The sequence below is a fragment of the Blautia schinkii genome (assembly GCF_013304825.1).
Taxonomy (GTDB): Bacteria; Bacillota; Clostridia; order Lachnospirales; family Lachnospiraceae; genus Blautia_A; species Blautia_A schinkii_B.
In genome coordinates, this window is the sequence record NZ_JAAWUO010000002.1 from 14,997 (window position 1) to 30,014 (window position 15,018).

Genomic DNA, 15,018 nt, shown 5'->3' on the forward strand with positions numbered 1-15,018 from the left:
CCGTAAAACCAAAATTCATTTTACAGTGTGTTCAGAATTTCGGTTATATCTATATATTTACTTTTTCCAAAAGGCTCATATGATGCCATTATCACATTATTCTTTGGGAACTGATGAATGATTGTATATCTTCCATCTTCATTCGGCCAATGTTTACATGTGAAAAATAATTTATTTTTGAATGGAAACGACATAAACTTTTCTACTTCAGTTTCTGTACAGCCATTTTGATCATTAAATTTGACAAGTATCTTATTCCAATTAATTCTGTTAATACGGCGTTCCCATTTATCTCTAGCTTCTTGTTCACTGTGATAATGCAGAAAGAAAATTTCTATTGTATTCTTTCCATTAGATAGCACACCAACTGGATAATGTCCAAATCTTTTATCACCGGATACTTCCGTCATTTCTTTCCACCGAGATTCTTCTGGTTTAATAAAGACAAGCTTACCACCAATATAGCCTTTTAAATCAGACAAAAATTCAATGTAATCTTTTGCGATAAAAAACATACCAACTGTCGGTGAGCCTTTCGGCAAATCATATGCTTCATATACAGTCCCACCCCAGCAGTTATTGGATATTATTGTGAAATCCTTTGTTTTTAAGTATGTGCTTCTCTTTTTGCAGGTAAGTGGGATATATATTTTGTTTCTAAATTTAAGTCTTACCCCTTCGATTGATGGCATTACTATTTGTCACCTCTTTCAAAATACTGCTGCAACTTCTGAGCATTTTCTTGCAAATCATACCCTATTTCTTTCGCTGCTGAAATTGCTTTTTCAGAAGCATCTACTCGATTATTCGATATGGTTCTACTTTCCAAAATGGCATTTTTCCAGTTCTCAGCACTATCAATTGGCAAAAATCTCACTGTATCCGTAAACACACATTCTTTGGTGATTTTATCTGACAAGATACAAGGCAATCCCATCATTTGCCATTCAACAGCAACCAATGGAAGTCCTTCATGCAAAGACGGAAGAAGCATTAAGTCCATAGCCTGTAACATATCTGGAACATTTTGAATCGATCCTGTAAATACTATGTACTGACTCAATCCTCTATCATTAGCCATTTGCATAATACTTTTACGAGTCGTTCCATCGCCCATCAGGTATAGTTTTAAATTGCGTTCTACTTTTAATAGCCGATCCAAAACGTCCAACAAAAAGACCTGATTTTTCTGCGCATTAAAGTTTCCCACATGGCCAAGAACTAGCGTTTGGGCTGAAAGGCCCAATTTTTCTCTCATATAATCTCTTTTTTCAGAACAAAAAGCATATACTTTTGTATTTCTTCCATTTTTTATAATGTCAAAAGGTCGATTTCCATAAAGCCATTGGCCTGCTTCGTATCCACATGCCAATGCAACAGTATAATTTCTATAAAATATTGGCCGCAACAATTTATCTGCCATCTTATGGTCGCATGTGGTATTATGCGAGTGTACTACACGGATTTTACATCCGCACATTCTCGCTATGATAAGTTCTATGCTTAAAATCGCACTACTTCCATGGAGATAAACCGCATCATACTTTTCTTCTTTCATAAGTTTTACTAATGCAGTTATATACTGGACAACACTAATTTTTCTCGAAGGGAGGCACTTAATATTTACGCCAATATTTTGAAACTCAGAGATTAATTGATAACTATAATCTCCAGAAGCAATCATATCTAACTGAAATTTTTTCTTATCAAACAGAGCATAATTATCCAAGATAACTGTGGATATACCTTCCTTTTTTCCTAGACCGGAAGTTGATAATGTAAGTATCTTAATTTTCTTCACTTATGCTCCCCCTCGTTGTATATGATTTATTTTTTCTGCGGCAATGTTAGCCAACTGCCCATTATTTCATCCCATTTTGAAGGTTTGAACGGCATAAACCCACTAAAATGGTAAAAAGTAAGTTCCCCAAAATAAAGGTGTCCATCAACTTCATAAAAGTCGACTCTAACATGCGGAAAATCTTTAGATAGCACCTTGGAAAACTCTATCATTTTCTCGAATGTTACAGGCTTTCTTAGTGGAGCCTCGGCATTTGGATATTTTTGCACAATATTCAAATGATTAAACTCTAAATCATAATAATCAAATTTCGTTGCATTTTTGATTCTATCAGATGCAACAAACATAAGTTTCGGCTGACCATTAAAGCAAAAAAACTTATAATCACGCAATTCACCATCCACATGGTCTTCAAGATATGGTTCTGCAATGATTCGCGGCTCAACATTTTTATATGGCCACTCTCGACCAATATAATAAAAGTTCTGTTTAAGCGCTGCTTCAATTTTTTCTTTTGCCTTTTGAATGTCGAGCGTACTTTTATCTTTTACGATTACAAGTCCTTCTGAATCATGTGTACACTTCAATACAAACTGATTTGGAAGCCGATCAAAATCTATATCATCAAACCTGTCCCACACACCAAGAGTCGGTATTGTGTACCCCCCCCCAGAATTTCGTCTACATACTTTTTCACTTCGTATTTATCCACAAGGGTAGTGTATAATGGATTGCGGTCGTGTATCTTCAGCCAGTTCAATTTTTCGTTATATGTCCCAGGTTTCTTAAGATTTGCAAACTTCTTAAAATGCGCAAAATAATTCAACTGGATATACATTGCATCCGGCATAAATCGTAATGCATATCTTATTTTCTTGGCCAATTTATTGCTACTCATAATCACCAATTCTCCTGAATAAATTTATCAATCATATTTACAATTGCCATTGGGTCTTTATTCACCCATGGAACCAACTCATCTGTTCCCTCATAAATTTTCTGAAAGCATTCCCCCAGATTATTAAGTTCCAGATCTGCCATTAGAACATAACGATTAAGGTTGAATGCCTCGTTGTTTTGAATCTGGTGATCATTGATATGTTCTCCGTATTTCGCAAGACGAGTTACAGCAATGACTTTTTTGCCCGCATTTAAGGCTTTCATAATCGAGCCGGATGCACCATGTGAAACCACAATATCCGCCTCTTTTACCTTTTCCAAGAATTCCTCTTGTGAAATAAAGTCTTTATACTCATAATGTTTTGGCTTGTATGTAGATGTGCCAATCTGTGCAAACATCGCGTCCGTCAACACACCCTTTTCATATAGCTCATCTAATTTTTTAAATAAACGGTCAAAAGGATAATTTCTTGACCCGACTGTCACAAAGATCATTAGTATAAACAACCTCCATAAATTGCTTTTTTATAGAATTTTTTCTGTGTTTCCCACTGAACAATAAATAAATCCGCGTGCTTTTCCATCTTTTTGCCCGCCACAGTTGGCATATTTGCTCGACCGAATGTTTCAATAAACACAAATTTTTTGTGGAACAACACGGCTAAAAGGTAAAATGGATACGCCACCATTGTTCCAGTTGTGATAACAAAGTCCGGTCTTTCTTTTGCCCAGATGTAAAGAGTATAAATCGAATTCCACAGCATCTTAGGAACCATAAATTTATCCTTTAAATCTGTTTGCTTCATAAAATACTTACCGAGTGGCGCATCAAATTGAGTTTTCTCTGTAACGAAAAAACCTTCATACTTTTTAGCAAGCGGTTCCAATTTCTGAAGTTGTTCCCAATGTCCGCCCGAAGATGATACAAAGCACAGTCTTGGTTTTCTATTATGTTTCATTGATTTTTCCTCAAAATTTAAAAGTATCTTTCAGCCCCAGCCATTTCTGATCCTTATCGCTCAAATTCAATACTGTACCATCTTCCAGTGTGTAACCTTCTGCGCTTGCACTGCCATTGTATTCGCCCTGTACTTCCGGCCACTCAATGCCGATCTCAGGGTCATTCCAAGCCATTCCGCCTTCATCATTCGGATGCCAGAAGTCGTTGACCTTATAGCAGAATTCTGCCTCATCGCTCAGCACCAGGAATCCATGTGCAAAGCCCTCCGGGATAAGGAACTGCTTCTTGTTTTTAGCAGACAGCGTCACGCCATACCACTTGCCATAGGTTTCCGAGTTGCTTCTCAGGTCAACAGCAACATCGAACACAGTGCCACGCACCGCACGAACCAGCTTGCACTGCGGATACTGTTTCTGGAAATGCAGACCGCGCAGAACGCCCTTTGTGGACATAGACTGATTATCCTGAACAAAGTGAACGTCAATGCCTGCTTCCTTCATATCTATTTCGTTATAGGTTTCCATAAAATAGCCACGCGCATCGCCGTGAATCGCAGGCTCAATTACGCAAAGCCCTTCAATACCGCCTACATTTTTCTCAACTTTAATCTGTCCCATTTTCTTTACTCCTCAATTTCTTTCAGATAGCGGCTCAGTGCATCCTGCCAAGTCGGAAGCGGAGTAAATCCAGCTTCCAGCAGCTTGCTTTTGTCCAAACGGCTGTTGAACGGACGAGCTGCCTTACTCAGACCGTACTCTGCCGTAGTGACGGGAACCGCTTCTGTCTTATATCCAGCCTGACGATAGATTTCTTTCGTGAAATCATACCAGCTAATATAGCCGCCCTCGTTGGTTGCATGATAATAGCCGTATTTTTCGGTTTCGTTCATATCGACCAACAGCCGAGCCAAATCATATGTATAGGTCGGTGTGCCGATCTGGTCGTTGACCACACGCACGATATCGTGAGTCTTACCAACATTCAGCATCGTTTTAATAAAGTTCTTGCCGTTCAGCCCAAACACCCAAGCAATGCGGACGATGAAATACTTCTCCAGTGTCTGGCTGACTGCCAACTCACCTTCCAGCTTTGTCTGACCGTATACATTCAAAGGCTTATAATCCTTGCAATCTGGCTGCCAGGGCTCTGTGCCCTGACCATCAAACACATAGTCCGTGCTGATATAGGTCATCTTACAATCCAGTTTCTTGCATACATTTGCAATATTCTGCGTGCCGCCTGCATTGATAGCACGAACCTTCGCTACTTTATCATCATCCTCTGCCATGTCCACAGCAGTCCATGCTGCACAATGGATCACGGCATCCGGATTTACTTCTGTAATTACTTTTTCAACAGCGTCCTTATCAGTAATATCCAGTGCTATATATGGAGCCTTCGTCACCGCAGAATCATCAGCAACACCACTGTAGTTTTCCTGAATATCAGAACCAACACCTTCATGACCGCGCTTCAGCAGCTCATTCATCACATCATGGCCCAACTGACCGCCAACGCCTGTTACAAAAAACTTCATGTTCTTTCCTCCTCTGGCTTTTAGCGGTTGCTGTACATTTTCTCGTAGTAGTTCTGATACTCACCGCTGATGATGGTCTCCCACCACTCACGATTATCGAGATACCACTGGATGGTCTTTTTAATGCCGTCCTCAAACTTGGTCTCCGGCAACCAGCCCAGCTCATTGTGAATCTTGGTCGGATCAATAGCATAACGCATATCATGGCCCTTACGATCGCCAACGTGAGTGATCAGGCTCTCCGGCTTGCCCAGTTCCTTACAGATGATTTTCACAATCTCGATGTTCTGCTTCTCGTTGTGACCGCCGACATTGTAAACTTCGCCCACACGACCCTTGTGAATAATCAAATCAATGGCCTTGCAGTGGTCTTCCACGTACAGCCAGTCACGGACATTCAGACCTTCGCCGTAAACAGGCAGCGGCTTGTCAGCCAGAGCATTAGCGATCATCAGCGGAATCAGCTTCTCCGGGAAGTGATACGGACCATAGTTATTAGAGCAACGGGAAATGGTCACAGGGAGACCGTAGGTCCGGTGGTAAGCCAGAACCAGCAGGTCTGCTGCAGCCTTGGAGCTGCTGTACGGAGAGCTGGTATGAATCGGGGTCTCCTCGGTGAAGAACAGGTCAGGACGATCCAACGGCAGGTCACCGTAAACCTCATCCGTAGAAACCTGATGGTAACGCTGGATGCCATACTTACGGCAAGCATCCATCAGTACACTGGTACCGATGATGTTAGTCTGGAGGAAGATGCCAGGATCTTCGATAGAACGGTCAACATGAGATTCTGCCGCAAAGTTCACCACGATGTCCGGATGTTCTTCTTCAAACAGTTTATTCACAGCTTCGCGATCACAGATATCAGCCTTTACGAAGCGGAAGTTCGGATTATCCATAACAGGTGCCAGCGTAGACAGGTTACCCACGTAGGTCAGCTTATCCAGGCAGATGATCCGGTAATCCGGATACTTCTTCAGCATATGAAAAATAAAGTTACTACCAATAAATCCAGCACCGCCAGTTACAATAATATTCATGATTGATCTCCTCTACTTGTGTGTTCTAATGTTTCCTCTATCTCTTAGTACAGATGTTCCTGATACTTTCCGTCCATAACATCTTTCAGATACTGACCGTACTGATTCTTCTTCATGACTTCGTATACTTCCATCAACTCATCTTTACTGATCCAGCCGTTCAGGTATGCAATCTCCTCCAGGCAAGCAATCTTACGATGCTGATGCTGCTCCACGGTCTTGACAAAATTGGTCGCATCCACCAAGCTCTCATGTGTACCAGTATCCAGCCAAGTAAAGCCCTGTCCCAGCAGTTCCACATTCAGAGAACCATCTTCCAGATAAATGCGGTTCAGATCCGTGATTTCCAGTTCACCACGCGCAGATGGCTTCAGATTCTTTGCAAACTCGACTACACGATTGTCGTAGAAATACAAACCTGTGACGCAGTAATTGCTCTTCGGATATTCCGGCTTTTCCTCGATAGAAATAGCCTTTCCATTCTTGTCAAACTCCACAATGCCAAAACGCTCCGGATCATCGACATAGTAGCCAAACACAGTTGCTCCCTTGTCGTTTTCAGCGTTCTGAACTGCTGCCTGCAAACGCTTTTTCAGTCCATGGCCGGCAAAAATGTTGTCACCCAGCACCATAGCCACAGAGTCGTTGCCAATAAAATCAGCACCAATAATAAATGCCTGTGCCAGTCCATCCGGGGAAGGCTGAACAGCATAGGTCAGGTTCACACCAAACTGGTGACCATCGCCGAGAAGATTCTCAAAGCGAGGTGTATCCTGCGGTGTGGAAATAATCAAAATATCACGAATGCCAGCATTCATCAGAACAGACATCGGATAATAAATCATCGGTTTATCAAAAATCGGTAAGAGCTGCTTACTCGTAACCTTTGTGAGCGGATACAGGCGAGTGCCTGATCCTCCTGCCAAAATAATACCCTTCATATCTACTTTCTCCCCTTCGCTATCTCTTAATCTCTCTGGAAAATGTCGCGCGTATAAACTTTTTCTTTCACATCATCCAAGCACTTGTCATATCGGTTTGCGATGATGGCCTGACTCTGCTTCTTAAACTCGTCCAGATCATTTACGACAACGGAACCAAAGAACTTCTCGCCATCCTTCAAAGTCGGCTCGTAAATGATGACAGTTGCCCCTTTTGCCTTGATGCGCTTCATAACGCCCTGAATAGAACTCTGGCGGAAATTATCGCTGTTGCTCTTCATGGTCAGGCGATAAACACCAACCACGACCTCTTTTTCCTTGCTCTCATCCCAGCTATCATTTGCCTCATACGCACCAGCAATTTCCAGGACACGATCTGCAATGAAATCTTTACGGGTTCTATTGCTCTCCACGATAGCTTCAATCAGGTTCTCCGGCACATCAGCATAGTTTGCTAACAGCTGCTTAGTGTCTTTCGGCAGGCAATATCCGCCATATCCAAAGGAAGGATTATTATAATGAGTACCGATACGAGGATCGAGGCAGACACCGTTGATGATCTGCTGTGTGTTCAGCCCCTTCATCTCTGCATAAGTATCCAGCTCGTTGAAATAGGACACGCGCAGTGCCAGATAGGTATTCGCAAAAAGTTTGACAGCTTCTGCTTCGGTAAATCCCATGAACAGCGTGTCAATATTCTCCTTGATTGCACCTTCCTGCAGGAGATCTGCAAAAGTGTGTGCTGCTTTCACCAGTCGGGCATTCTCTATATCGGTTCCGACAATGATACGGCTCGGATACAGGTTGTCGTACAGAGCCTTACTCTCACGCAGGAATTCCGGGCTGAAGATGATATTATCGCAGTGGAACTTTTCACGAACAGAAGCAGTATAGCCAACAGGAATTGTGGACTTGATAACCATAATGGCTTCCGGGTTATTCTCAATCACCAGTTTGATGACCGCTTCGACTGCGCTTGTGTCAAAGAAATTCTTCTTACTATCGTAATTTGTAGGTGCAGCAATGACTACAAAATCCGCATCGGAGTATGCTTCCTTTGCATCCAAAGTTGCGGTCAGATCCAGTTCTTTTTCTGCCAGATATTTTTCGATATAGTCATCCTGAATAGGAGACTTCCGGTTGTTAATCAGCTCAACCTTTTCCGGGATAATATCCACAGCCGTAACATGATGGTGCTGGCTCAGCAGCGTAGCAATGGAAAGGCCAACATAGCCGGTACCGGCCACAGCAATTTTCAAATCTTTAAATTCTCTCATTTTTCTATCCTCTAATTATTTATAAAACTCTGCATACCACTCAGCGAACTTCCGCAGACCAGTTCTCAAATCAGTACTAGGCTTGTATCCGAAGTCACGCTCCAGTGCGCTAGTATCTGCATAGGTCACAGGCACATCACCCGGCTGCATCGGAACCAGTTCCTTGTGTGCCTCGAAGTCATAATCTTCCGGCAGAACTTTCGCTCTTACTAACTCCTCACTCAGAATCTGCACGAAGTCCAGAAGATTTTCCGGGTTCTGATTGCCAATGTTGTAAACTGCATACGGCGGAATCGGCAGACCGTCCTCACCGTTCTTCTTGTCCGGTGCTTTCTTCATCACACGGACAACACCCTCAACGATGTCATCCACATAAGTAAAATCACGCTTGCAGTTGCCATAGTTGAAGATTTTGATAGTTTCACCCTTCACCAGCTTGTTGGTGAATCCGAAGTAAGCCATGTCAGGACGGCCTGCCGGACCATAGACCGTAAAGAATCGCAGACCAGTGGAAGGAATGTTGTAGAGCTTGGAGTAGGCATGTGCCATCAGCTCATTGGATTTCTTGGTAGCTGCATAAAGGGAAACAGGATTGTCAACCTTATCATCCGTGCTGTACGGAACCTTCTTGTTGGAACCATAGACGGAGGAAGAAGAAGCATACACCAGATGCTCTACAGGGTTATGACGGCAGGCTTCGAGGATATTGAAAAAGCCGACCAAGTTAGATTCCACATAGGCATCCGGGTTGGTGATGGAGTAACGCACACCAGCCTGTGCTGCAAGGTTGACGACCGCAGACGGCTTGTACTTCTCGAACAGCTCTGTGATCAGCTCCTTGTCGGCGATGTTGCCTTTGACAAAGGTAAATGTGGGATACTTGGCCAGCTCGTTCAGGCGGAACTTTTTGAGTGCCACGTCGTAGTAAGCATTCATGTTGTCGATGCCGATGACCGTAGCAGAAGGAGCCTCCTGATAAATTCGTTTCACAAGGTTGGAGCCTATGAAACCGGCTGCACCTGTGACTAAAATCGTTTTATTATCTAAAGTAACTGTGCTCATATGTATTCCTCCATTTTTGTTAACTTCCTAATCTATGTACATATCTGCTCTTCACAGATAGTGTTTTTCTCTAATTTCCACTGTGTGATAACCACGCGGCTAAGTGTTTTCTTATACTGTCGTATCCAACTACCCCAGCAATCATATTTCCCTTGTTTTCTACTCCATAAAACATCCGTTGAGTACACTCGTCTCTATTCCTCTATAACCGAAGTGATGATTTATACAGTCGAGCCCCGTATACCCTGCAATGACGTTTTTTCTAAGTGTTGGATTGTTGAATCGAACCCTGTCGGTGCATGAGTTTTATTAAAATTGTACATATCATTCAATCCAATTCTCGCCATTCATTGTTCACCATGAACAAATCATTCACTTCAACCACTCAAAACATGTAATTATCATCACCATTCATGCTCTACTCAACAGCTGTTTTTTGAAGTAGAAATCATCTGTTTTTCTCTATTTTTCATAACTCAACAAACCGTTATGATGTAGGTGTCATTAGCGGGTCATATAGTGTACTCAACAGCAGTTTCAGACGTTAATGATAAACTCATGGATTTTTGTTGTTTTCTCCTGTTTTCCGCCATTTCTATGATTCTTCTGAAAAAGATGTGCCAATTTTGTGCCACAGGGGTCAAAAGTTTAGCGTTTTGTATAAATATCTCGCATTTATAGTTCATATAGTTGTGAAATACAACCAATTTCAGTACCCTATATAGTGTACAAAACAGGTTCTTTTCGACTATGCTACGTCAATGCGGTTTGTTGAGTAGACATTTATTGGTATATGTTATTTCATTCTCTATATCATTTTATTTTTATAACTTCGAATACACCCCACACTCCATCTCCGATGCAACATGGTTCTTTGGCGACGCCTGCGTAGGGCCGCCTGGCGGTATTCAACCGGAAAGGGTGCGTCGCTGGCGCGCCCTCTCTTACTGATTTCTCAGTATTTATATAAGAGGCATTTCTGCCGCTTACTGACTTTATTTATTTCAAGCCTGGTAACATTTCCGTTAATTGTTAGATTCTGAATCGGATAACTCAGTAACGGATTCCGTTAATCAACTGCTGTATTATCGGAATTTTTTTCGGATGTTTTCTGATTTCTCCGGAAGCTTTCCTGGCATTTCGTCCCCAGATTCCGGGCGGCGTTCAGGAAACGGTTGACCTGGTGGCCGTTCCGGCAGATAAATAAGCTGCCTTGCTTTTTTCCGGGAGATCCGCAGATGGAACAGTATTTTTCGGTTCCGTCGGCGCGCAGCTCCAGTACCAGGATTCCTTCGGCCCAAGCTTTGTATTTCAGGTAATTCCGGATACGGATACTTAAGTGGAGCGGCGAATAATTTCCGCTTCTGTACATGGATATCCTGGAAAAATTCTCTTCATATTCCGGTAGTACGATGATTCCTGCCTGGTTCTTTTTGCAAAATTCTATGATCTCTTTACTGGCCTGGTGGGCGTAGTGCTCGTTCAGGTGCTTGAGATGCATGTAATATTTTCTGTTTGGCTGAGTGACATTGTCTTTGTCTGTATAGGTTTTTGATGTCTCTATTTTTTTCAGCAGTTCCCGGCAGTGATGGCGGTAGGACTTTCCTCCGCTGCAGTTTTTCATTGCAAGGGGGATGGACTGTTCATCCAGGACTGTGCATACTGCAAAACTGTCCGTATTGGTGAACCGCACACTGCATATCCTGGTGCCTTCTTTCATCCGTTCCTTTGCTGTTCTTGCATCGGAATTTTCCTGCTTCACAGGCACGTGGAGCATCAGCCATTTTTCTTCATGAACCAGTGTTGGAGAAAGGATCGCTGCTTCTTTCGGGAACGGCCGCCCTGTCAGGCTGCATTCTGTCCAGATCCATTTCTTTCCATTCCAGAGCTTTAAAACTACGGATGTGTCCGTAAGGTCTCTGTACATTCCTTTGAAAAAAGTAATATTTGCATCGATCTTTTCCGGAAAACTTTCTGCTCCTGCTGCTGTTTTTACTGCCATTGCAGCTTTGTTCATGGCAGATCTCCGAAAATATACGGGAAGTTTTCCACCTGGCGGGATATATCTGGGTACTCTTCCGTCTTTTCCGGGCACAGTCAGTTTTTCCAGCTGTCCCTGGATGGCGAGCAGGTTTTCTTCCCAGAGGTCTTCCCGGTCTTTGAGCAGTTCATAGTAGAAATTCACTGCCTCCCGGTATAAATCCTCTGTTGCTTCGATCATTTGCTTTTCAGAACAGAAGAGACGCATCCGCCATGTTCTGATACTGTATCCTGTTTTCATGGCACCACTTTCTGCTGTCTTTGTCGCTTAATATCTTCATAAGCGACAATATTGCAAAAAAGCCTCATAATATGCAGTTTCTATTTCTGACATATCATGAGGCCTGACCACTTATTGACACCTAAAAGGAATTTAAAATAAGAAAAAACATTGAATTTAAAAGTATTTGCATAAAAGACAAGTGACCATTATTCATGACCACTAATGAGATTTTTGAGGATTTATGTGCTTTTTTTAGATTTTTGCAAGTTGATATTTGACATAACATGTACATAAAGTGACATTATTTGTACATTCAACAAGGTTTACACGCCTTGACAAAGAAAAAAGTCAATGGTATCATTACTTGAGGCTGTAAAAAGTGTCTTTTTAAGCCTGTGACTTATGAAGATAATTAACGACATCATCCTATAAAAAAAGGAGTTCCGCACAACCTTTCCGTCGTGCAGAACTCCTTTTTTTATCTTGATTTACTGGACACGGTACATACTTGCAACGCGTTTTGCGCTGTAGCCCGGTACTTTTGCTTTCCAGTTTCCTACTTTGCTGTTCAGCACATTTCCTGTGTATTTCAGAGAGGATGTACTGTCCATGTTTCTAAATACATTGAAGACTGTTTTCTTCTTACCTTTTGCGTCTTTTAATCCAAGCGCCAGACCCTGTGCTACTTCGTGAGCTTCATCCTGATAGCTTCGGATAATGAAAGCATCGATCATCGGGTTGCAGGCTGCTTTATAATAGGCAAGTGCCATGGATGCTGCCTGGTTTGCCTGTCCGCCGAAGGAAGATGAATAGCCCTGCTCAGACAGAATAACACGGGTTTTGGAACCATATCTGCTCTTTACATAGTTCGTCAGTGCCTGGATATTGTGCATGGTGATAAATGTTGCAGTGTTTGCATCGTTTGTGAAAAGCGGCGCATTGACGCTGGACCAGAACTGTGATTCTGTCAGTGGCTGGCTGTATGCGTGGTAAGCCAGGTTCCAGTTGACGCCTTTCTGCAGCTTGGATACTGTGGATGCAAAAGTATCCAGAGTAGCTTTGGATGTATAAGCTACCTTAAAAACGTTTTTCTGTCTCCAGCAGTTATCCAGGCAGATAAATACCTTGGAACTTGCGCGGCTGCTGCGCACTGCATTGTACAGACAGCGGAACGCTTCGCTGTACATGGATATATATTTGGAAAAACTTACATTTCCCAGATAATAATATCCGCTTGCACTGTTGATCTCATTGCCCAGGATCCAGTTACTTACATAACTGTAATTATCACCGAGTATGGTTCCCAGATAAGCAAACATCGCTTCCATGGTCTGTCTGGAACTGCTCTTTGATGTATTCCAGCCATAAAAAGCTGTTTCAGTATATGGGCTGTTTCCTGTGATCACACTCTGCGTATTATAGCTCTTGTTCAGATTGATCTGAGCAGTTACCTGTATGCCTTTTGCATTGCATTGATGTATGAATTCACGGATTGAATACAGTCCTCCAAAATAGTATTTCTTTCCATTATAGGTATAGGGCTGATAACCTGCGTCAATGATATCTGAAGCATAAATATTGATAAATACTGTTTTTGACTTGGTATCTGTCACCTCATGCATATTGGTGGACTGAATACCTTTCTTTGTCTTTGGTACAAAATATGCTTTCTGGTTGGAGGCCAGTTTTTCCGGACTGCTGACATAGCTCTTGCCGCTGATCAGTGCCCAGGCCGTTTTTGTCTTTTTGACTGCAATGGCGAATTTACCCTGTGCATATTCGGGATTTTTGGAAATATTTACCTTCAGAGTGATCTTACGGTTTGAAGTCTGCGGTTTTGTTATTTTGGCTGCTGCTCTTTTTACTTTTCCGGTATTGGAATTTACATATACAAGATAGTAATAGCTGTCGTAACTTCTTACATATTTAGGAACTGTAGCAGTCGCTACGATTGTTTTTGCTCTGAGACCTTTTACCGAGGTTAATGCTGCTGCCTTCGAAGATGGACTTACCTGTGGGGTCCATCTTGCGTATAAGGTCAGGGAACCCTTAGAACCTTTTTTTATGGTGCTGATCTTTGTTTTATATTTACTGTCTTTGTACCATCCAACAAAATGATAGCCTGAACGGGTTGGATTTTTCAGCTTTATCTGACTTTCGATGGTGTATGTTTTCGGATTGGAGGCATGATTTTTTCCGCCATTCAGCTTATAAGTAATTTTATAGGAAGCATTTTTTGTCCAGATCGCATATAATCTGACTGTGATCTTGTCATCCTCTGCTGATGCTTCTGCTGCCGGATTCACTTCCAGACCTGCATCGCTCTGCTGCTCCAGTTCAACGGGCTGCGCTGAATCTTCTTCAGCCAGCAGTTCCTGTGCTGTATCCTGAGCTTCGGCTATATCTTGGACCTCACTCTGCACTTCCGGTGCCTGAACATCCTGTACAGATTCCAGTTCGGCTTCTGCCTCATCTGCTGAATCTGCCAAGTTCACACTGCTGTCCGCTGATTCCACGTTCTGGGGCTGCACTGCCGTACTGCTTTCCTGCAGAAGCTTGCTGATGGATGCTCCCGGTTTGTATGCAGTTCCTTTTCCATCTGCTTTTGTGTTCCATTCTTTGAATGTGTAGCCGCTTTTTTTCAGTGCTGCAGGAGCTTTCGCCGCTGCAGATGCTGAATTGGAAACTGTGTAGGATTTCACCAGTTTTCCGCTGCTGTACAGCTGAATAAGATAATCCTGTACAGCTTCTCCCTCCATGACCATCTCTGGTACATCAGACAGATCAAGTTCGTTATTCTCTTCTGTCACTTCTTCTGCGTCTGCGCTGTCAGCAGCATCACTGTCATTCGTCAGCTCCTCATCATCAGATCCAAAATCCTGATCTTCTGCGGGTCCTGAGTCCTCGGTCTCGTCCTTTACGATCTCATCCGGTTCTGTCACAGCATCGTCCGCAGTGTTCTCATTTTCTTCCATATTGTCTGCAATTTTCTCTGCAAAACCCTCGGAAGCTTCCTCTGCACTTTCACTGGAAAATTCTGCTGCCCATAATGTCTGCGGCAGGCAGGACGGAGCCATCATAGAAACGGCCAATGCTGCTGCCATCACTTTTTTCCATTTTCTCATTCTTTTTCTCCTTCTTTCCTTTACAGTCCTGAAATAGTGCCGATTCCAGAAACTGCTTTTCCTTTATTTCCAGTTCATTATATCACAGGAAAAAAACAGAAACCACGACAA

The 15,018-nt window shown here is 42.6% G+C and carries 14 protein-coding genes; all 14 read right to left on the minus strand.

Features of this window, described 5'->3' with window-relative positions:
• Window positions 1-20: 20 nt before the first annotated feature.
• The 14 genes from HFM85_RS01555 to HFM85_RS01615 all read right to left on the minus strand — a co-directional run bounded on the left by HFM85_RS01555 (window position 21) and on the right by HFM85_RS01615 (window position 14,907).
• Window positions 21-692, minus strand: a complete 672-nt coding sequence (locus tag HFM85_RS01555) for a DUF1919 domain-containing protein (protein ID WP_173737281.1) — start codon at window positions 690-692, stop codon at window positions 21-23.
• Between the two features lie 2 nt (window positions 693-694).
• On the minus strand, window positions 695-1,801 hold the full coding sequence (locus tag HFM85_RS16460) for a glycosyltransferase family 1 protein (protein ID WP_173737280.1): 1,107 nt from the start codon (window positions 1,799-1,801) through the stop codon (window positions 695-697).
• A 26-nt stretch (window positions 1,802-1,827) separates the two neighbouring features.
• Window positions 1,828-2,442: an ATP-grasp fold amidoligase family protein gene (locus HFM85_RS01565; protein WP_330594672.1), complete on the minus strand. Its 615-nt coding sequence runs from the start codon at window positions 2,440-2,442 to the stop codon at window positions 1,828-1,830.
• Entirely contained in the window at window positions 2,418-2,699 is a 282-nt protein-coding gene (locus HFM85_RS16115; protein WP_244092591.1) for an ATP-grasp fold amidoligase family protein, read from the minus strand. Before HFM85_RS16115 ends, HFM85_RS01565 begins: the two co-directional genes overlap by 25 nt.
• Window positions 2,700-2,701: 2 nt before the next feature.
• On the minus strand, window positions 2,702-3,196 hold the full coding sequence (locus tag HFM85_RS01570) for a glycosyltransferase (protein ID WP_173737279.1): 495 nt from the start codon (window positions 3,194-3,196) through the stop codon (window positions 2,702-2,704).
• Window positions 3,196-3,660, minus strand: coding sequence for a PssD/Cps14F family polysaccharide biosynthesis glycosyltransferase (gene pssD, locus HFM85_RS01575; RefSeq protein WP_173737278.1), 465 nt, complete (start codon window positions 3,658-3,660; stop codon window positions 3,196-3,198). Before pssD ends, HFM85_RS01570 begins: the two co-directional genes overlap by 1 nt.
• Before the next feature lie 10 nt (window positions 3,661-3,670).
• Window positions 3,671-4,279, minus strand: a complete 609-nt coding sequence (gene rfbC / locus HFM85_RS01580) for a dTDP-4-dehydrorhamnose 3,5-epimerase (RefSeq protein WP_173737277.1) — start codon at window positions 4,277-4,279, stop codon at window positions 3,671-3,673.
• A 5-nt stretch (window positions 4,280-4,284) separates the two neighbouring features.
• Window positions 4,285-5,199: a dTDP-4-dehydrorhamnose reductase gene (gene rfbD, locus HFM85_RS01585; protein WP_173737276.1), complete on the minus strand. Its 915-nt coding sequence runs from the start codon at window positions 5,197-5,199 to the stop codon at window positions 4,285-4,287.
• 20 nt (window positions 5,200-5,219) lie between these two features.
• Window positions 5,220-6,239: a dTDP-glucose 4,6-dehydratase gene (gene rfbB / locus HFM85_RS01590; protein ID WP_173737275.1), complete on the minus strand. Its 1,020-nt coding sequence runs from the start codon at window positions 6,237-6,239 to the stop codon at window positions 5,220-5,222.
• 44 nt (window positions 6,240-6,283) lie between these two features.
• On the minus strand, window positions 6,284-7,180 hold the full coding sequence (gene rfbA, locus HFM85_RS01595) for a glucose-1-phosphate thymidylyltransferase RfbA (protein WP_173737274.1): 897 nt from the start codon (window positions 7,178-7,180) through the stop codon (window positions 6,284-6,286).
• Between the two features lie 26 nt (window positions 7,181-7,206).
• Entirely contained in the window at window positions 7,207-8,457 is a 1,251-nt protein-coding gene (locus HFM85_RS01600; RefSeq protein ID WP_274602623.1) for a nucleotide sugar dehydrogenase, read from the minus strand.
• 15 nt (window positions 8,458-8,472) lie between these two features.
• On the minus strand, window positions 8,473-9,519 hold the full coding sequence (locus tag HFM85_RS01605; protein WP_173737273.1) for an NAD-dependent epimerase/dehydratase family protein: 1,047 nt from the start codon (window positions 9,517-9,519) through the stop codon (window positions 8,473-8,475).
• Between the two features lie 1,069 nt (window positions 9,520-10,588).
• Window positions 10,589-11,800, minus strand: coding sequence for a zinc ribbon domain-containing protein (locus HFM85_RS01610; protein WP_173737272.1), 1,212 nt, complete (start codon window positions 11,798-11,800; stop codon window positions 10,589-10,591).
• 470 nt (window positions 11,801-12,270) lie between these two features.
• A complete protein-coding gene (locus tag HFM85_RS01615) occupies window positions 12,271-14,907 on the minus strand; it encodes a DUF5722 domain-containing protein (RefSeq protein WP_243873780.1) in 2,637 nt (878 codons plus the stop codon).
• Window positions 14,908-15,018 lie beyond the last annotated feature (111 nt).